This window comes from Streptomyces justiciae (assembly GCF_015163075.1).
In the GTDB taxonomy this organism is placed as follows: Bacteria; Actinomycetota; Actinomycetes; order Streptomycetales; family Streptomycetaceae; genus Streptomyces; species Streptomyces justiciae.
The window spans coordinates 51,304-69,291 of the sequence record NZ_JADDXU010000027.1 but is presented as its reverse complement, the minus strand read 5'-3'; the positions used below and the strand labels follow the sequence as shown (position 1 = coordinate 69,291).

General features: G+C 71.4%; 13 protein-coding genes. 4 read left to right on the top strand and 9 right to left on the bottom strand.

Annotated features, from left to right (window positions below):
• The first annotated feature begins 13 nt into the window (after positions 1-13).
• From nuoL to nuoN, 3 genes are read left to right on the top strand one after another with little or no spacing between them, the layout of a single operon-like run.
• Positions 14-1,978 (top strand): NADH-quinone oxidoreductase subunit L, encoded by a 1,965-nt coding sequence (nuoL, locus tag IQ210_RS43285; protein WP_194084748.1) that lies wholly within the window; start codon positions 14-16, stop codon positions 1,976-1,978.
• Positions 1,979-1,983: 5 nt separating this feature from the next.
• Positions 1,984-3,555, top strand: a complete 1,572-nt coding sequence (locus IQ210_RS43280) for an NADH-quinone oxidoreductase subunit M (RefSeq protein WP_194084747.1) — start codon at positions 1,984-1,986, stop codon at positions 3,553-3,555.
• Positions 3,552-5,201: an NADH-quinone oxidoreductase subunit NuoN gene (gene nuoN / locus IQ210_RS43275; protein ID WP_194084746.1), complete on the top strand. Its 1,650-nt coding sequence runs from the start codon at positions 3,552-3,554 to the stop codon at positions 5,199-5,201. Before IQ210_RS43280 ends, nuoN begins: the two co-directional genes overlap by 4 nt.
• Before the next feature lie 63 nt (positions 5,202-5,264).
• On the opposite strand, the gene IQ210_RS43270 is transcribed toward nuoN, so the two are convergent.
• Positions 5,265-5,759 (bottom strand): hypothetical protein, encoded by a 495-nt coding sequence (locus tag IQ210_RS43270; protein ID WP_194084745.1) that lies wholly within the window; start codon positions 5,757-5,759, stop codon positions 5,265-5,267.
• Between the two features lie 239 nt (positions 5,760-5,998).
• On the opposite strand from IQ210_RS43270, the gene recQ reads away from it, so the two are divergent.
• Positions 5,999-7,987 (top strand): DNA helicase RecQ, encoded by a 1,989-nt coding sequence (gene recQ / locus IQ210_RS43265; protein WP_194084744.1) that lies wholly within the window; start codon positions 5,999-6,001, stop codon positions 7,985-7,987.
• 130 nt (positions 7,988-8,117) lie between these two features.
• On the opposite strand, the gene IQ210_RS43260 is transcribed toward recQ, so the two are convergent.
• The 8 genes from IQ210_RS43260 to fahA form a co-directional block, all read right to left on the bottom strand.
• On the bottom strand, positions 8,118-10,904 hold the full coding sequence (locus IQ210_RS43260) for a fumarate reductase/succinate dehydrogenase flavoprotein subunit (RefSeq protein WP_194084743.1): 2,787 nt from the start codon (positions 10,902-10,904) through the stop codon (positions 8,118-8,120).
• A gap of 11 nt (positions 10,905-10,915) precedes the next feature.
• A complete protein-coding gene (locus tag IQ210_RS43255) occupies positions 10,916-11,716 on the bottom strand; it encodes an ABC transporter ATP-binding protein (protein ID WP_194084742.1) in 801 nt (266 codons plus the stop codon).
• On the bottom strand, positions 11,700-12,620 hold the full coding sequence (locus tag IQ210_RS43250; protein WP_194084785.1) for an ABC transporter permease: 921 nt from the start codon (positions 12,618-12,620) through the stop codon (positions 11,700-11,702). The genes IQ210_RS43255 and IQ210_RS43250 overlap by 17 nt, the downstream gene beginning before the upstream one ends.
• 89 nt (positions 12,621-12,709) lie before the next feature.
• On the bottom strand, positions 12,710-14,053 hold the full coding sequence (locus IQ210_RS43245) for an ABC transporter substrate-binding protein (RefSeq protein WP_194084741.1): 1,344 nt from the start codon (positions 14,051-14,053) through the stop codon (positions 12,710-12,712).
• Positions 14,054-14,068: 15 nt separating this feature from the next.
• Complete coding sequence (locus IQ210_RS43240; RefSeq protein ID WP_010986276.1) at positions 14,069-14,296, bottom strand: 4Fe-4S dicluster domain-containing protein; 228 nt, start codon at positions 14,294-14,296, stop codon at positions 14,069-14,071.
• A 136-nt stretch (positions 14,297-14,432) separates the two neighbouring features.
• Positions 14,433-15,221: a GntR family transcriptional regulator gene (locus tag IQ210_RS43235; RefSeq protein WP_194084740.1), complete on the bottom strand. Its 789-nt coding sequence runs from the start codon at positions 15,219-15,221 to the stop codon at positions 14,433-14,435.
• 163 nt (positions 15,222-15,384) lie between these two features.
• Entirely contained in the window at positions 15,385-16,326 is a 942-nt protein-coding gene (locus IQ210_RS43230; protein WP_194084739.1) for a M56 family metallopeptidase, read from the bottom strand.
• A gap of 367 nt (positions 16,327-16,693) precedes the next feature.
• Positions 16,694-17,920 carry a fumarylacetoacetase gene (gene fahA, locus IQ210_RS43225; RefSeq protein WP_194084738.1) on the bottom strand — a complete coding sequence of 409 codons (1,227 nt, stop codon included), beginning with the start codon at positions 17,918-17,920 and terminating at the stop codon, positions 16,694-16,696.
• Positions 17,921-17,988 lie beyond the last annotated feature (68 nt).

The window sequence follows — 17,988 nt, the reverse complement described above, 5'->3', positions numbered from 1 at the left end:
GGTCGGAAGAATCGTGGAGAACCTGATTGCGCTGCTGGTGGCGGCGCCATTGCTCGGAGCGGCCGTACTGCTGTGCGGCGGCCGGCGCCTGGACCGCGTCGGCCACTGGATCGGCACCCTGCTCGCGGCCGTCTCCTTCGTGCTCGGCCTCGTCCTCTTCGCCGACCTGCTCGGCAAGGGCGCCGAACACCGGACCCTGACGAGCCACCTGTTCAGCTGGGTCCCGGTCGAGGGCTTCCAGGCGGACGTCGCCTTCCGCCTCGACCAGCTGTCGATGACGTTCGTGCTGCTGATCACGGGCGTCGGCTCGCTGATCCACCTGTACTCGGTCGGGTACATGGAGCACGACGAGCGGCGCCGCCGCTTCTTCGGCTATCTGAACCTGTTCCTCGCGGCGATGCTGATCCTCGTCCTCGCCGACAACTACCTCCTGCTGTACGTCGGCTGGGAGGGCGTGGGTCTCGCGTCCTACCTGCTCATCGGCTTCTGGCAGCACAAGCCCAGCGCCGCCACCGCCGCGAAGAAGGCCTTCCTGGTCAACCGCGTCGGCGACATGGGCCTGTCGATCGCCATCATGCTGATGTTCACGACGTTCGGGACGTTCGCCTTCGGCCCGGTCCTCGGCAGCCACGAGGAGCCCGGCCTTGTCACCGGCGCCTCCGAGGCCACGCTCACCGGCATCGCCCTGATGCTGCTGCTCGCCGCCTGCGGCAAGTCCGCCCAGGTGCCGCTCCAGTCCTGGCTCGGGGACGCGATGGAGGGCCCGACCCCGGTCTCGGCCCTCATCCACGCCGCGACCATGGTGACCGCGGGCGTCTACCTGATCGTCCGCTCCGCCAACATCTTCAATCTCGCCCCGGACGCCCAGCTCGTCGTCACCGTCGTCGGTGCCGTCACGCTCCTGTTCGGTGCGATCGTCGGTTGCGCGAAGGACGACATCAAGAAGGCGCTGGCCGGCTCGACCATGTCGCAGATCGGCTACATGGTCCTCGCCGCGGGCCTCGGCCCCATCGGCTACGTCTTCGCGATCATGCACCTGGTGACGCACGGCTTCTTCAAGGCCGGGCTGTTCCTGGGTGCCGGTTCGGTCATGCACGGCATGAACGACGAGGTCGACATGCGGAAGTACGGCGGCCTGCGCAAGTACATGCCGGTCACCTTCGTGACCTTCGGCCTCGGCTACCTCGCCATCATCGGCTTCCCGGGGCTGTCCGGCTTCTTCTCCAAGGACAAGATCATCGAGGCGGCCTTCGCCAAGGGCGGCACCGAGGGCTGGATCCTCGGCGCCTGCGCCCTGCTGGGCGCGGCCATCACCGCCTTCTACATGACACGCGTGATGCTGATGACGTTCTTCGGAGAAGAACGCTGGAGGAACCAGCCGACCCGCTCCCCGGAGGCGCCCAGCGCGGAGCCCGCCGCCGAGCACCGCGGCGAGCACGCCGAGCCGCACCCGCACGAGTCGCCCCGGTCCATGACGATCCCGATGATCGTGCTGGCCGTCGGATCGGTCGCGGGCGGCGCATTCTTCAGCATCGGCGACCGCTTCCTGCACTGGCTGGAGCCCATCACCGGGCACGACCACGGTGACGCGCCGATCAGCGCGGCGACGGTCACGACCGCCACGGTGACCGTGATGGTCCTCGGCGTCGCCCTCGCCTGGCTCCAGTACGGCCGCCGCCCGGTCCCGGTCGTCGCCCCGCGCGGATCGCTGCTCACCCGGGCCGCCCGACGCGACCTGCTCCAGGACGACTTCAACCACGTGGTCCTGGTCCGCGGCGGCGAGCACCTCACGCGGTCCCTGGTGTACGTCGACCACACCCTGGTCGACGGAGTCGTCAACGGCACGGCGGCCTCGGTCGGCGGCCTCTCCGGACGGCTGCGCAGGCTCCAGAACGGCTTCGCGCGGTCGTACGCGGTCTCGATGTTCGGCGGTGCGGCGGTCCTCATCGCCGCGACCCTGCTGATGAGGGCGGTCTGATACCGATGTCCTTTCCTCTGCTGACAGCGACGGCGGCGCTCCCCGCGATCGGGGCGGTCGTCACGGCCGCCGTACCGGCCGCGCAGCGCACCGCCGCCAAGTGGCTGGCGCTGCTCGTCTCGCTCGCCACCCTCGTCCTCGCGATCGTCGTCCTGGTCCGCTTCGACCCGGACGGGGACCGCTACCAGCTCACCGAATCCCACTCCTGGATCGCGGACTTCGGGGTCCGCTACGAACTGGGTGTGGACGGCATCGGGGTGGCGCTCCTCGCGCTCACCGCCCTGCTGATCCCGTTCATCATCCTGGCGGGCTGGCACGACGCCGACCCGCTGGAGACCGGCAGCAAGCGGTGGCGGCCGACGCAGGGCTTCTTCGCCCTGATCCTGGCCGTCGAGGCGATGGTGATCATCTCCTTCGAGGCCACCGACGTCTTCCTCTTCTACATCTTCTTCGAAGCCATGCTGATCCCGATGTACTTCCTCATCGGCGGCTTCGGGGACCGTGCCCACGAGCATGGCGAGGAGGCGGCGTCCACGCAACGGTCGTACGCCGCCGTGAAGTTCCTGCTCTACAACCTGGTCGGCGGCCTGATCATGCTGGCCGCGGTGATCGGCCTGTACGTGGTCGCAGGGAACTTCAGCCTCCAGGAGATCGCCGAGGCGCGGGCCAACGGCTCGCTCGACATGGCGACCAACACCGAACGCTGGCTGTTCCTGGGCTTCTTCTTCGCGTTCGCGGTGAAGGCGCCGCTGTGGCCGCTGCACACCTGGCTGCCGAACGCGATGGGCGAGGCCACGGCCCCGGTCGCCGTACTGATCACGGCAGTTGTCGACAAGGTCGGCACCTTCGCGATGCTCCGCTTCTGCCTCCAGCTCTTCCCGGAGGCGTCGAAGTGGGCGACGCCCGCGATCCTCGTCCTGGCGCTGATCAGCATCATCTACGGGGCGCTGCTCGCCGTCGGCCAGCGGGACATCAAGCGGCTGGTGGCGTACGCGTCGATCTCGCACTTCGGCTTCATCATCATGGGCATCTTCGCGATGACCAGCCAGGGCCAGTCCGGCGCGACGCTCTACATGGTCAACCACGGTATTTCCACGGCCGCGTTGATGCTGGTCGCGGGCTTCCTCATCTCGCGGCGCGGCTCGCGGCTCATCGCCGACTACGGCGGTGTGCAGAAGGTCGCCCCGGTGCTCGCCGGCACGTTCCTGATCGGCGGCCTCGCGACCCTGTCGCTGCCCGGACTCGCGCCGTTCGTCAGTGAGTTCCTGGTGCTGGTCGGCACGTTCTCGAACTATCCGGTGGTCGGCATCATCGCCACCTTCGGCATCGTGCTCGCCGCGCTCTACACCCTCGTCCTCTACCAGCGGACGATGACAGGCCCGGTGAAGGCCGAGGTGTCCGCGATGCCGGACCTCCGCGTCCGTGAGCTCGTGGTCGTCGCGCCGCTGATCGTCCTGCTGATCTTCCTCGGGGTCTACCCGAAGCCGGTCACGGACATCGTCAACCCGGCAGTGAAGGCGACCATGTCCGACGTACAGAAGAAGGACCCCCAGCCCGAGGTGGAGGCGGCCAAGTGAGCGCAACAGCCGTCCACAGCCTGTGGACAACCGCGGCCGATCCGATCTCGAAGATCGATGCGCCGAAGATCGAATACGGACAATTGTCGCCCACGCTGATCGTCGTCGGCGCGGCGATCATCGGGGTGCTCGTCGAGGCGTTCGTCCCGCGCAAGCAGCGGTACTACGCGCAGGTGTTCCTGTCCGCCGTGGCGCTGGCCGCCGCCTTCGCCGCGGTCGTCGCACTGGCGGCCGACGGGTACGCGACGACGAAGGCCGGGATCGCGGCGATGGGCGCCATCGCCGTCGACGGACCGGCGCTCTTCCTCCAGGGCACCATCCTGCTGGCGGGCCTGGTCGGCCTGTTCACCTTCGCCGAACGCCGGCTCGACCCCGAGGCGCACGGCAACCGGGTCGACTCCTTCGCCGCACAAGCCGCCTCCGTGCCGGGCAGCGACAGCGAGAAGGCGGCCGTGAAGGCCGGGTTCACCACCACCGAGGTGTTCCCGCTGCTGCTCTTCGCCGTCGCCGGCATGCTGATCTTCCCTGCGGCCAACGACCTGCTGACGCTGTTCGTGGCCCTGGAGGTCTTCTCCCTGCCGCTGTACCTGATGTGCGCCCTGGCCCGCCGCAAGCGGCTCATGTCGCAGGAGGCCGCGGTCAAGTACTTCCTGCTCGGCGCCTTCGCCTCCGCGTTCACCCTGTTCGGCATCGCGCTGCTCTACGGCTACGCGGGCTCGGTGTCGTACGCCACGATCGCCCAGGTCGTCGACGGCACGGTCACGAACGTCGACCCGGCCCTCGCGGACACCATGGGCAACGACGCGCTGCTGCTGGTCGGCGGCGCGATGATCGTGATGGGCCTGCTGTTCAAGGTCGGCGCGGTGCCGTTCCACATGTGGACGCCGGACGTCTACCAGGGCGCGCCGACGCCGGTGACCGGGTTCATGGCGGCGGCGACGAAGGTGGCCGCGTTCGGCGCGCTGCTGCGGCTGCTGTACGTCGTGCTTCCCGGCCTGCGCTGGGACTGGCGGCCGGTCATGTGGGGCGTCGCCATCGTCACCATGCTCGGCGGCGCGATCGTCGCGATCACCCAGACCGACATCAAGCGGCTGCTGGCGTACTCGTCGATCGCGCACGCGGGCTTCATCCTCGCCGGTGTCATCGCGACCACGCCGGACGGGGTGTCGTCCGTCCTCTTCTACCTGGCCGCCTACTCGTTCGTGACGATCGGCGCTTTCGCGGTGGTCACGCTGGTCCGCGACGCCGGCGGCGAGGCCACGCACCTGTCCAAGTGGGCGGGGCTCGGCCGCCGTTCACCGCTGGTCGCGGCCGTGTTCGCGGTGTTCCTGCTGGCCTTCGCCGGCATCCCGCTGACCTCCGGGTTCGCCGGGAAGTTCGCCGTGTTCAAGGCGGCGGCGGAGGGTGGCGCGGCACCGCTGGTCGTGGTCGGTGTGATCTCGTCCGCGATCGCCGCGTTCTTCTACATCCGCGTCATCGTGCTGATGTTCTTCAGCGAGCCGCGGCCCGAGGGCCCGACGGTCGCCGTGCCGTCGCCGCTGACGATGACGGCGATCGGCGTCGGTGTCGCGGTCACGCTGGTGCTCGGTGTGGCGCCGCAGTACTTCCTGGACCTGGCGAACCAGGCGGGAGTGTTCGTGCGGTGACCTGCGGGCGGGTGCGCAGGGCCCCGGTCTCCCCTCGGGGGACCGGGGCCCTTTCGCGTGCGCTCAGGCCGGGCAGGTCACCCTCGGGTTGTACGCCTCGAAGAGCCCGTTGGGGTTGGATTTGTAGATCCAGGCGTGGAGCGAGTAGACGCCCAGCGCCGTGTCCTTGAAGAAGGTCTTGCCGAACAGCGTCGGCGCGGCGGCCGTGGCCGAGATCGGGACTCTCCATTCCACGCCGACCAGCTTGCGCGTGCTGGCGTTGGACCCGCCCTCGTACAACAGGACCTCCGGCTTGGCGGGGTCGACGGCGGGGTCGTCCCGAAGCTGCGCGTTGACGTAGTGGTAGCCCATGTTGGGCACGCACGTGTTGGTGCGGGCGTAGCCCCCGCCGGGGGCGAACGGCTCGTACGCGTACTTGCCGGTCGCCGCGTACGTGGGGACCAGGGCGATCCAGACGTCGGCGTCGTCCGCGGGTGCGGCCTGTGCGGGCGCGGCGGTCAGGGAGAAGGCACCGGCTATCGCCACGGCGACGGCGGCCTTGAGGGGCCGAGAGAACATGCGGGGGCTCCTTGAAGCGGAAGTGGCGCGCGCCGGTCGAGGCACGCTGTCCGGGAGGCGGGCCTCCCCTGCCCGCCTGAGCAGCATGTCCCCGGAGGGCGGTACGCCTCCATGTGACGCGGACCATTGGAGTGAACGCGGAGCGTCACGGGGTGAGCCTGTGGATAACTCCGGCGCTGTCGGTGCGGGCCCCTATCGTGGAGGCAGTGGTCGAGGGACGACGTACGGGGGACAGGACTATGGGTGGGATGGGCGGGATCAGCGAGATGCCAGGGTTGACCGAGGTGGCAGGGCCCGCCGGGGCGGCCGGGAGCGAGGCGCTGGCCGCGCTGCACCGGGTCTTCGGGTACGACGCCTTCCGCGGCGAGCAGGAAGCCGTCATCGAGCATGTGGTCGCGGGCGGCGACGCCGTAGTGCTCATGCCGACCGGCGGCGGCAAGTCACTGTGCTACCAGATTCCGTCCCTGGTCAGACCCGGTACGGGCATCGTCGTCTCGCCGCTCATCGCGCTGATGCAGGACCAGGTGGACGCGCTGCGGGCGCTCGGCGTGCGCGCGGGGTTCATGAACTCCACGCAGGACTTCGACGAGCGGCGGGTGGTGGAGGCCGAGTTCCTCGCGGGCGAGCTGGACCTGCTCTATCTGGCGCCCGAGCGGCTGCGCCTTGACTCCACCCTCGACCTGCTCTCCCGCGGCAAGATCGCCGTCTTCGCGATCGACGAGGCGCACTGCGTGTCCCAGTGGGGCCACGACTTCCGCCCCGACTACCTCGCCCTGTCCCTGCTCGGCGAGCGCTGGCCCGACGTCCCGCGCATCGCGCTGACGGCCACGGCCACGCACGCGACGCACCAGGAGATCACCCAGCGGCTGAACATGCCGACGGCCCGGCACTTCGTGGCGAGCTTCGACCGGCCCAACATCCAGTACCGGATCGTGCCCAAGGCCGACCCCAAGAAGCAGCTGCTGAGCTTCCTGCGCCAGGAGCACGAGGGCGACGCGGGCATCGTGTACTGCCTGTCGCGCAAGTCGGTGGAGGCCACCGCCGAGTTCCTCGCCAAGAACGGCATCGAGGCGGTCCCGTACCACGCCGGCCTGGACGCGGGCACACGCGCGGCGCACCAGTCCCGGTTCCTGCGGGAGGACGGCCTGGTCGTCGTCGCGACCATCGCCTTCGGCATGGGCATCGACAAGCCGGACGTCCGCTTCGTCGCCCACCTCGACCTGCCGAAGTCGGTCGAGGGCTACTACCAGGAGACCGGCCGCGCGGGACGCGACGGACTGCCCTCGACGGCCTGGATGGCCTACGGCCTCAACGACGTCATACAGCAGCGCAAGATGATCCAGTCGAGCGAGGGCGACGAGGCGTTCCGCCGCCGCGCCGCCGCCCACCTGGACTCGATGCTGGCGCTGTGCGAGACCGCGCAGTGCCGGCGCGGGCAGCTGCTGAACTACTTCGGCCAGGAGCCGGACCCGGTGGGCTGCGGCAATTGCGACACCTGCCTCACCCCTCCCGAGACCTGGGACGGCACCATCGCGGCGCAGAAGGTGCTGTCGACGATCGTGCGGCTCCAGCGCGAGCGAGGGCAGAAGTTCGGCGCGGTGCAGATCGTCGACATCCTGCTGGGCCGGCGCACGGCCAAGGTCATCCAGTTCGACCACGACCAGCTGTCCGTCTTCGGCATCGGCGAGGAGCTGACCGAGGGTGAATGGCGCGGTGTCGTACGGCAGTTGCTGGCGCAGGGGCTGCTCGCGGTCGAGGGCGAGTACGGCACGCTGACGCTGACCGAGGCCAGCGGGGCGGTGCTGCGGCGGGAGCGGGAGGTGCCGCTGCGGAAGGAACCGAAGAAGCCGACGGTGGCGAAGGCGTCGGGGTCCTCCGGCAGGGGCAAGTCCAAGGCCGCCGCGGTCGAGCTGCCCGAGGCGCTGCTCCCCGCCTTCGAGGCGCTGCGCGCCTGGCGCGCGGAACAGGCCAAGGAGCAGGGTGTCCCGGCGTACGTCATCTTCCACGACGCCACGCTCCGGGAGATCGTGACGGTGTGGCCGACGTCGGTGGCGCAACTCGGCGAGGTCGGCGGGGTCGGCGAGAAGAAGCTGGCGACGTACGGGGAGGGGGTGCTGGCGGTGCTCGACGGGTTGGGTGCGTCGGCGCCGTCCGGGGCCGGTGACGCAGAACCTGGTGCGGACGACTGGCCCGAGATGGAGGGGGAGCCGGAGCCCGACTGGACGTAGGCGTCGGCCGTGGCGCCCGAGGCCCAGCACCGGTGCGCCCGGCATCTGTGGCCTCGGGCCCATGGCCTGGGCGCCCGTCGCAGGGTGCGTGCCGGTTGTCGTCGGCCCGAGGCCGGTCGGCCGGCAGCCGTCACAGCGCTCGTGACGCGTACGCCCTGACGTCCGCGTCCGAGTCGGACGTCGCCGTGGCCAGGGCGGCGCGGGCGGACTCCGTGGCCGTGTGTCGGGTCAGGGCCAGGACCGCTGCCTTGCGTACGTCGGCGTTCGGGTCGGCGAGTGCCTTGGCCAGGGCGGGGACGGCGGTGTCGGCCGCCGCTCCGGAGAGGGCGGTCGCCGCCCCGGACCGCACCTGCCAGGTGGCGTCCGCCAAGGCGACCACCGCGCGTTCGGCGAGCGGGTCCGGGCATCCGGTGGTGCCCAGGGCGGCGTAGGCGGCGCCTCGGACCAGGGCGTCGGCGTCCGTCGTGAGCGTGGCAAGGGTGGGCAGGACGACGTCGGGGCGCCCTGTGGACACCGTCGCCAGGGCCTTGGCGAAGGTGACGCGGACCTCGCGGGACGGGTCGGACGTCGCCGCGCGGGCCAGTTCCTCGGCGGCGTCGACCGAGACGAGGGCGCGTACGGCCTCGATGCGGACGGCGATGTCGTCGTCCGTCAGGGAGCCCGTGAACAGCGCGGTGTCGCCCAGCCGCAGGGCACGCAGGACGTCGAGGGCGGCGGCCCGTACGACAGGGTCGGGTTCGTGGAGGGCGACGGCGAGGCCTTCGCGCAGGGCGGGTTCGGGCGGGAGCGTCTCGACCAGCTCGCGCAGCGAGGCCGCGGCGGCGGCACGGACCTCGGCGGCGGGGTCGCGGAGCGCGTCGGCCAGGGCGGGGCCGGTGCCGGGCGGCAGGGTCTCGGTGAGCACCGCGACGGCCTCACGCCGGACCGTGGCCGCCGGGTCGGTCAAGTACGGCCGCAGGGCGTCGAGTTCCGGCTCCTCCTCGGCGAGGGCCACCAGTTCGAGGAGGCGGGTGGCTGACTGCTCGGCGGCGGGAGGGGCGGAGAGTCCGGACCGGCTGTCGGCACTGTCGGCCCCGTCGGAACGGTCCGGGCCGTCGCCCCCGGCACCCGTCGCCACCGGCGCCCGGTCCCGCGACCCCGCCGTCGCCACCTCCTCCGGGTGCACCTCGCCGAGGTGCCGGGAGGGGCCGCCGGTCGGGGTGAACTCCTCGACCGGGACCAGATAGGGAGCCACGGGACGGGCCGTGAACTCCATCGCACCAGAGGGGGACTTGTGCAGATCGAGGTGGTGGAACCAGGACGCGTCGTCGCGATGGGGGTGGTCGAGACGGTCGTGGTAGAGGCCCCAGCGGGACTCCGTGCGGGCCAGGGACGCGCGCGCGGCCATCTCCGCGCAGTCGCGGATGAAGGAGACCTCGGCGCAGCGCATCAGCTCGTGCGGGGTCCGGGCGCCCATCGCGGCGATGTCGTCCCGCATCCGCTCGAAGGACTCCAGGGCGAGCGACAACCGGGCCCCCGACTTCGGCGGGGCCACGTAGTCGTTCACGAAGCGGCGCAGCTTGTACTCGACCTGGGGCTGCGGCGGGCCGTCCGGGTTGCGCAGCGGGCGGTAGATGAGTTCGTGCGCCTCACGGAGCTGGTCGGCGGGCAACTCCCCTTCGTACGCCGCGTACTGGGCCGCGTCCGCGCCCGCGAGGTCGCCGAAGACGAAGGCGCCGATCATGTAGTTGTGCGGGACGCAGGCCAGGTCGCCGGCGGCGTAGAGGCGGGGGACGGTGGTGCGGGCGTGGTCGTCGACCCGTACGCCCGAGGCGGAGTGGCCGCCGCACAGGCCGATCTCGGAGATGTGCATCTCGATGTCGTGGGTGCGGTAGTCGTGGCCCCGGCCCGCGTGGAAGGTTCCTCGGGTGGGCCGCTCGGTGGAGTGCAGGATCGACTCCAGGGCGGAGACCGACTCCTCGGGGAGGTGGCTGAGCTTGAGGTAGACCGGTCCCCGGTCGGATGCCACCTCGGCCGCGAACTCCGCCATCATCTGGCCGGACCAGTAGTCGGAGTCGACGAAGCGTTCGCCGTGCCGGTTGACCTGGTAGCCGCCGAAGGGGTTGGCGACGTAGGCGCAGGCGGGGCCGTTGTAGTCCTTGATCAGCGGGTTGATCTGGAAGCACTCGATGCCGGTGAGCTCGGCGCCCGCGTGGTAGGCCATGGCGTACCCGTCACCGGCGTTGGTGGGGTTCTCGTACGTGCCGTACAGGTATCCGGAAGCCGGCAGCCCCAGTCGGCCGCACGCGCCCGTGGCCAGGATCACCGCGCCCGCGCGGACCGTCACGAAGGCGCCCGTACGGGTGTTGAAGCCGACCGCCCCCACGGCCCGCCCCTCAGCCGTCAGCACCCGCACCGGCATCACCCGGTTCTCGATGCGGATCCGCTCCCGCATCTCGCGCCGCCGCAACTGCCGGTACAGCACCTTCTTGACGTCCTTGCCCTCCGGCATCGGCAGCACATAGGAGCCGGAGCGGTGGACCTGGCGGACCGCGTAGTCGCCGTGCTCGTCCTTCTCGAACTTCACGCCGTACGACTCCAGCCGCTGCACCATGCCGAAGCCGCGGGTGGCGGTCTGGCGGACGGTGGACTGGTCGACGATGCCGTCGTTGGCGCGGGTGATCTCGGCGACGTAGTCGTCGGGCTCGGCGCGGCCCGGGATGACCGCGTTGTTGACGCCGTCCATGCCCATGGCGAGGGCGCCGGAGTGCCGGACGTGGGCCTTCTCCAGGAGGATCACGTCGGCACCGTGCTCGGCGGCGGTCAGCGCGGCCATGGTGCCGGCGGTGCCGCCGCCGATGACGAGGACGTCGCAGGAGAGTTCCTCGGCGTCGGTGAGGGCGGGGATCGCCAGGGGGGTGTTCGCGGGGCTGGTCACCGAGGGGCCTTTCAGGAACCGAGGGAGGACAGGACGTCGCGCCGCAGCGCGAGCCGCGCGGGGTCGTCGCGCGCGGTGCGGTCGCGGGGGCGCGGCACGTCGCGTACGGCGGTGAGGCGGCCGTTGCCGAGGAGGGCGACGCGGTCGCCGAGGAAGAGGGCCTCGTCGACGTCGTGGGTGACGAAGACGACGGTCGCGCCCGTGCCGTGCAGCACCTCGACGAGCAGGTCCTGCATGCCGGCGCGGGTCTGGGCGTCGAGGGCGCCGAACGGTTCGTCCATCAGCACCGCGCGCGGGCGGCCGGCCAGGGCCCGGGCCAGTTGGGCGCGTTGGCGCTGGCCTCCGGAGACGCGGTGCGGCAGCTGCCCGGACCGGTCGCCGACACCGACGCGCGCGAGCCAGTCCGAGGCCTGCCGCCTTCGGTCGGCGCGGGCCAACCCCTGGATGGCGAGGGGGAGTTCGACGTTCGCCCGCAGGGTGCGCCAGGGCAGGAGGGCGTCCTCCTGGAAGACCAGGGCGCGGTCGGCGGAAGGGCCCGTCAGCGGTCGGCCGTCCTGGTCGGCCTCGCCGTCGAGGGGTGCCAGCAGGCCGGCCAGCGTGCGCAGCAGCGTCGACTTGCCGCAGCCGGACGGTCCGACGACGGTGAGGATCTCGCCGGGGGCGACGTCGAGGTCGACGCCGGTGACGGCGGGGGCGTCGGGGCGGCCGAGGGTGGCGGCGCGGAGGGTGAGACGGGTGCCGTGGGCGGGTGGGGCATCGGTGACCCGGGGTGCCCTGGCAGCGGCTTCGGTGATGTCAGACGAGGTGCTCATCGCGTGCCTCCTCGGTCTTCGGCGCGGACGCGGCGGACTTGGGCTCCCGCGCAGAAGACGCTGCGCGGACGTTCCTCGCTCGGCCTCCGGCGTCGTACGACGTCCGTGGCAGCCAGCGGGTCAGGCGGCGGCCCAGCAGTTCCACGGCCGTGGAGGTGAGCCAGCCGAGGACGCCGATCGTGACCATGCCGACGAAGACGCCCGGGTAGTCGACGACGGTGTAGTCCTGCCAGGTGCGGTAGCCGACGCCGTACTGGCCGGAGATCATCTCGGCGGAGATCACACAGATCCACGAGACGCCGATGCCGACCGACAGCCCGCCGAAGATGCCGGGCAGCGCCCCCGGCAGGACGACCGAGCCGAGGATCCGCCACCGGCCGCCGCCCATCGTCAGCACCGCCTCCTCCCACACGGGCGTCAGCGCGCGGACCGCGTGCCGGGTGGAGACCAGGACGGGGAAGTAGGCGGCGGTGAAGGTGATGAAGACGATGCCCTGTTCGTTGGAGGGGAAGAGGAGGATCGCGACGGGGACGAGGGCGATGGCCGGGATCGGCCGGACGACCTCCAGCACCGGCCCGATCAGGTCCTCGGCGAGGCGGGAGCGCGCCACGAGCACGCCCGTCGCCACACCGAGCACCGCCGCCAGCAGGAAGCCGCTGAGGATACGGGTCAGGCTGTCGGTGAGGTCGGTCCAGTAGTCGGGCCCGGCCAGCCGGTCGGCGAAGGCGTGGGCCACGTCGGTGACCGTGGGGAACTGCGAGAAGCGCAGCCACAGGTCGATGTCGAGGCTGGTCAGCGCCTGCCACACACCGAGGGCGGCCACCAGCGAGACCATCCGCAGCGCATACCGGCCGGCGGCGGGCAGTGGCCGGCCCACGAGGCCCGCTCCGGCGCGTCGGCGCATCACGAGGCCCGCTCCGGCGCGTCGGCGCATCACGACGCCCGCTCCGGCGCGTCGGCGCATCACGACGCCCGCTCCAGCGCTTCGGCGTATCACGACGCCCGCTCCAATGCGTCGGCGTACGTCACCACGCGGGCGCCGCCGTGCTCGGCCACATACTCCTTCGCGGTCGCCGGTGCGACGAACGGCAGCAGCTTGTCACTGTCGGCCACCCAGACCGCCTTGTCGGCGAACCAGAGGGTGCCGGTGGTGGCGTCGGGGACGTAGGCCGCGCGGATGCCGTCCTGGTGGGCCGAGACGTACGCCAGGAGTTCGGCGGGCGTCTTGAAGGCGCGCGTCGCGGAGGCGCCCTTCGGCCAGACCTCGCTCGCGGCGGCGGGCGGGGCGGCGGCGAGCTGCGTGGCGTACGACGTGCCGAGGGCCTTCTTGACGTACTGGTCGTCGACGAAGGCGTCCACGTCGATGTCGCCGGTCAGCTTGGCCGACTTCAGGATCGAGACGTCGTCCTTCAGCGCGGAGACCAGCTGGGGCTTGATCGCGGGGTCGAAGGTGGAGATGCCGTGGGCGCCGTTGTAGAGGTAGACGACCTCGGCGGGCAGGCCGGTGGCCTTCGCGACCTTCTCTGCGGCGTCGACGGGGTGGTCGTTGAGGTAGCCCGTGGCTTCGGCCTGGGCCTTGAGGAAGGCCTCCAGGACGGTGGGGTGCTGCTGCGCGAAGTCCTCGCGGGCGGTGACGCCGTGGAAGGTCGGGAGCTTCAGCTCGGCGCCGTCGTACAGGGCCTTCGCCTTGCCCTGGTAGGTGAGCAGGCCGGGCCAGGCGACGAACTGGGAGAGCGCGTCCGCGCTGCCCGCCGACAGCGCCGAAGCGCCCACCGCGGGCTGCTGGTTGAGCTTCTCGATGTCCTTGTCCGGGTCGAGGCCGGCGCGCTGGAGGGCGCGTACGAGGGTGCCGTCGGCGGCGGAGCCGACGCTGGTGGAGACCTTCTTGCCGCGCAGGTCGGTGAGCGTGGCCAGCTTCGAGTCGGGCGCGGTGACGATGGTGTTGAGGCCGCCGCGGAGGTTGTAGCCGGTGACGGACACCAGGTGGGTCGGCTTGCCGAGCTGTTTGCCGCGGGCCGCGTTGATGAGGAGCGGGAAGTCGCCCATCGAACCGATGTCGATCTTCCCGGCGGTCATCTGGGCGGTGATCGGGGCGCCGGTCGCATAGTCCTGCCAGTCGACCTTGTAGGTCCTGCCGTCGCCGAGGGCGTTCAGCTCCTTCTCGAAGTAGCCGAGCGAGCGGAGCAGGGTGCCGGCGGTGACGGTGTTGATGGTCCTGGACTGGTAGCCGACGGTCACGGTGACCGTGGAGCCGTCGCCGGCCTCGGCGCTGCCACCGCAGGCCGTCAGGGGTGCCAGCAGCAGGAGGGCGGCTGCGGCAACTGCCTTGTTCTTCATGGGAGTCGGGACCTCTCAGCGGAGCAGATAGGGCATGTTGACCGTGACGGCTCCGGTGGGACAGCGGGCCGCGCACGGGCCGCAGTACCAGCACTCGTCGACGTGCATGTAGGCCTTGCCGTTGCTCTCGTCGATGGCGAGGGAGTCCAGCGGGCACATGTCGACGCAGAGCGTGCAGCCGTCGATGCACTTCGACTCGTCGATGGTCACGGGCACGTCGGCCCGCTGGGGCGCCAAGGGCATGGCTGTCTCCAGAGATGTCCTGAGATCTGTTGGGATTCGCTGAGATTTCCTGCGCGGCAGTGAACCGCGGGGGGCCTGCCGAACGATGAAGAGGTGAGGGGGGAGGAGGCGCGGGTGGGAAGAAGGCGGGAGGTGGTCAGAGGGACCGGTGCAGCAGGCCGCTCATCGTGATGCGGTCGCCGCGGAAGCGGATGAACTCCAGGTCGACGGGGCGGCCGTCGGCGAGATGCGTGAGGCGCTCCAGCATGAGGACGGCCGCGCCGCGCGGGGCTTCGAGTACGGCGGCGGAGTGGGCGTCCGCGTTCACCGCCTCCAGAGTGATCTCGGCGTGGCCGAGTCCCTGGCCGGTGATCGACTCCAGGAGCCGGAAGACGTCGGTGTTCTCCAGGTCGGCGCCGAGCAGGGCGGTGCCGATGTCGAGCGGGATGTAGGTGAGGTCGAGGGAGAGGGGGAGGCCGTTGAGTCGGCGGAGGCGTTCGATGTAGAGGACATCGGTGCCGGGTGGGACATGGAGGCGTTCGGCGACCGGGTGCGGTGCCGGGGCCGGGCCCATCGTGCGGACCTCGTTGGTGACGGTGCCGTGTTCGCGCAGGGTTTCCGCGAGGCCCATCAGGCGGTCGAGGCCGTGGGGGTACTTCTGGGCGACGACCACGGTGCCGACGCCGGGGAGGCGTTCGACGAGGCCTTCGGCGCGGAGCAGGTCCAGGGCTTGGCGGACCGTGTTGCGGGAGGCGCGGTAGTCGGTGGCGAGGGTCGTCTCGTGCGGGAGCGTGCCGTCCTCGAAGCCGCCGGAGAGGAGCTGGTGGCGGAGGAGGTCGGCGAGCTGCCGCGCCTGGTCCGCGCGCAGCCGACGCCGCGCGCGGTGGGCGGCGACGGTGGTCGAGCCCTGGCCGGCGTGGTCGCGGATGCGGTCGGAAGGAGGCATGGCGGGAACCATACCTAGGGGGTAGGGAATGAGGTGTTGCGGGAGTGTTGCGCCACTGGACGGGCTGCCGAATCGGCCTTTGACCTGGGGATTTCGGGTGGCGGGGGAGAGATCTGCCACCGGAGGACGCAGGACGATCGTCCGTGGCGAGGCGAGGCGTGGCTCACGCCAGCGCGGTCAGTCCCGGCCCGAAAGCGATCAGCAACGGCACCAGCGGCACGAGTCCCGCCACCGTGGCCGTGACCGCCCGATGCCGGCGGCCCAGCCGGGGGCGCGGCTCCAGCAGTCGGTCCACGCGCTCGCCCAGGAGCCGGTGGCTGGAGGCGCAGGACAGCACTCCCCGGTGCTGGTTGAGCTCGATCAGGGCCAGCGCGGTCGTCAGATGACCGCAGCGGCGGGAGGCCGTGTCGTCCGCGGCGAGTTCCACCAGGCGGTGGGTCTGCTCGCAGAAGTGGGCAAAGAGCGGGACCCGGGGGAAGCCGGTCGCCAGGGCCGTCGACAGGTGCAGCAGCCAGTCGTGGTGGGCGCGGGCGTGGTCGCGCTCATGGGTGAGGACGGCGTCCAGCTGTACGTCGGTGAGGCGGTGCAGCGCCCCGGTCGTCACCACCAGCTGCGGCGGGCTGCCCGGCATCCACCAGGCGTCGGGGTACTCGTCCTCCAGCACCAGCAGGGGGCCGCGCGCGGCCTTCTCCAGGCCGCCGGGGAGTGCGGGGGCGCGCTCGCGCAGGTGCGCCCTTGTCCGGCCGCGACGCCGGCGGGCCTCGACCAGCTCGCGGGCCAGCATCGCCGTCGTCCAGGCGGCGCCGCAGGCCAGCAGCAGAGTGAGGACGGTGGCCCAGACCGGCGCTGCGGACAGGTCGTAGGCCGCGGTCACGGCCGGGGGTGCCGGGGCGAAGACATGGTCGCGGACCGTGTGGAAGACGGCGGCCGCGCCCAGGACCAGGGCGGTCAGGTTGCACATCAGCACCGTGGCGACCAGGCACTGCCACACCCACAGCGCGACCACAGGCTCCCGCTCGGGCCAGTCGGCCCGGGTCAGCGCGCGCGGCACCGGCACGGCGGCCGTCAGGGCGACGGTGCTCAGCAGGAGCAGGCAGACAGTCATGCCACGGGCTCCGGATCCTGGTCGGCGTAAGGGGCGGCGAGGGGGTGCGCGACGGGGGTGCGGGTCGCGCAGGGGCGTGCGGGGTCGTGCTGGGCCGTGCGGGGTGGTGCTGGTTCCTGCGCACACCGGGGCGTGCGGGGTGGTGCTGGTTCCTGCGCACATCGGGTCGTGCGCACACCGTCCGTCGCCGTCAGTATGACGGCGCCGGGCGGCACATGGCAGACCTCGACGGCACCCCTGCCCGTCACCTCAACTCACCCTCGACTCCCTCGGTTCCCGAGCGCACCTTCGGCAACGTCTCAGCAACCCCGCCGGCAACTCGCCGTCGGCCGTCCCCGGAAGGCTCACCGTGACGTCATGACGCCCGCTATCCCAAGGCCTGTCCCACGACCTGCCCCACCACGTCGCCCAGCCCGACCCGCACCCCGTCCGGTCCCGGGGCCCATGCGGACAGGGTCACCACGTCGCCGTCCTCCAGGAACGTCCGCTTGCCGTCGGGGAGTTCGAGGGCGTCCCGGCCGTTCCAGGTCAGCTCCAGCAGTGAGCCGCGCTCCCCTTCCGCGGGGCCGCTCACCGTGCCGGAGCCGTAGAGGTCACCGGTGCGCAGGGACGCCCCGTTGACCGTCATGTGGGCCAACTGCTGGGCGGCCGTCCAGTACATGGTGGAGAAGGGGGGTTCGGAGACGACGTGGCCGTTGACGGCGACGGAGATACGGAGGTCGTAGCCGCCGGGTTCGGCGTCGGCGCCGGTGTCGTCGAGGTACGGCAGCAGCTCGTGCGTCCGCTCGGGCGGGGCCACCCGGGCCTCCTCCAGCGCGTCGAGCGGGGTGATCCAGGCAGACACGGACGTGGCGAAGGACTTGCCGAGGAAGGGGCCGAGGGGGACGTACTCCCAGGCCTGGATGTCGCGGGCCGACCAGTCGTTGAGCAGGCAGAGGCCGAAGACGTGGTCCCGGAAGTCGGCCAGGGCCACGGGGGAGCCCATCGGGGACGGTGTTCCGACCACGAAGCCGACCTCCGCCTCGATGTCGAGGCGCACCGAGGGGCCGAAGACCGGTGCCGGGTCGGTGGGGGCCTTGCGCTGCCCGGCGGGGCGTACGACCTCGGTGCCGGAGACGACGACCGTGCCCGAGCGGCCGTGATAACCGATGGGGAGGTGCTTCCAGTTGGGGGTGAGGGAGTCCGCGGCGTCGGGGCGGAAGATCCGGCCGACGTTCCGGGCGTGGTTCTCGGAGGCGTAGAAGTCGACGTAGTCGGCGACCTCGAAGGGGAGGTGCAGGGTCACGGACGACAGGGGGTGCAGGAACTCCGCGACGGCGGACTGACGGGCCGGCACCGTCACCCAGGCCGTCAGCGCGCGCCGCACGTCCGACCAGGTGGTGCGGCCGGCCGCGAGCAGCGGGTTCAGTGAGGGCTGGGCGAGGAGGGAGGCGTAGGGCGAGCCGAGCGCCAGGGCCGCCGCGCCCGCGTCGAGGACGTGGTCGCCGAGACGGACGCCGACGGTCCGGTCGGTGGCGCCGGGCGGGCAGAAGACGCCGTAGGGGAGGTTGTGCGGGCCGAAGGGGTCGCCCTCGGGCAGGTCGAAGGGGGGCATGGGGTGCTGCCTCGCTCTCCATCGCTTCGTGGATCGGAGCACTGCGTACGCATGTGGTCGCGCCACAC

Bases quoted from the DNA above. Each gene is read 5' to 3' on its own strand.
- recQ (WP_194084744.1), top strand. From the start codon at position 5,999: ATGGGTGGGATGGGCGGGATCAGCGAGATGCCAGGGTTGACCGAGGTG.
- IQ210_RS43250 (WP_194084785.1), bottom strand. From the start codon at position 12,620: ATGCGCCGACGCGCCGGAGCGGGCCTCGTGGGCCGGCCACTGCCCGCC.
- IQ210_RS43245 (WP_194084741.1), bottom strand. From the start codon at position 14,053: ATGAAGAACAAGGCAGTTGCCGCAGCCGCCCTCCTGCTGCTGGCACCC.
- IQ210_RS43240 (WP_010986276.1), bottom strand. From the start codon at position 14,296: ATGCCCTTGGCGCCCCAGCGGGCCGACGTGCCCGTGACCATCGACGAG.
- IQ210_RS43255 (WP_194084742.1), bottom strand. From the start codon at position 11,716: ATGAGCACCTCGTCTGACATCACCGAAGCCGCTGCCAGGGCACCCCGG.
- IQ210_RS43270 (WP_194084745.1), bottom strand. From the start codon at position 5,759: ATGTTCTCTCGGCCCCTCAAGGCCGCCGTCGCCGTGGCGATAGCCGGT.
- IQ210_RS43280 (WP_194084747.1), top strand. From the start codon at position 1,984: ATGTCCTTTCCTCTGCTGACAGCGACGGCGGCGCTCCCCGCGATCGGG.
- IQ210_RS43235 (WP_194084740.1), bottom strand. From the start codon at position 15,221: ATGCCTCCTTCCGACCGCATCCGCGACCACGCCGGCCAGGGCTCGACC.
- fahA (WP_194084738.1), bottom strand. From the start codon at position 17,920: ATGCCCCCCTTCGACCTGCCCGAGGGCGACCCCTTCGGCCCGCACAAC.
- IQ210_RS43230 (WP_194084739.1), bottom strand. From the start codon at position 16,326: ATGACTGTCTGCCTGCTCCTGCTGAGCACCGTCGCCCTGACGGCCGCC.